1 protein-coding gene and 1 pseudogene are annotated in these 424 nt (G+C 41.5%); both read left to right on the top strand.

From position 1 onward, the window contains the following. Positions 1-262, top strand: a pseudogene (locus tag HC175_RS19215) (hypothetical protein); the annotation flags it as partial. Then, on the top strand, positions 259-424 hold a 166-nt coding region (locus tag HC175_RS19210; protein ID WP_168139758.1), incomplete at its 3' end, for a transcriptional regulator. The pseudogene HC175_RS19215 and the gene HC175_RS19210, both read left to right, overlap by 4 nt.

Genomic DNA, 424 nt, shown 5'->3' with positions numbered 1-424 from the left:
AGGAGGCCTGTTGATCCTGGTCTTTCTAGCGAAAGGTGTGTTCGGACTAATTATTCCAATTACGCTTATCTTTTATGGTTTAGCTTTAGCCAACGCAGGTAAATTTACATTTGAGGAAATGAAGTCTTTAGGGATCATACAGATCTTCCTGGGATTGCTGGCTGCATATTTTATGGAGTATTCTCTTTTATTCTGGGCTTTTGGGTTTGGGCTAATGCACATCTTGTATGGAATATATATGCACCTGAAATACGAGAAATGAAAACGATCATCGATGGTTTATACAAAGCATTCGAAAGCAGGGTGCGCCTTGGAATCATGTCGGCGCTTGCGGTGAATGAAACTTTGGAATTTACTGCTCTTAAGGAATATCTGGATGTGACAGACGGGAACCTGGCGAGTCATATGAAAGCACTGGAAAAGG

The organism is Salinimicrobium oceani (assembly GCF_012037645.1).
Note: the sequence above shows the minus strand (reverse complement) of the source record. Positions and strands in the feature narration are given on the sequence as shown.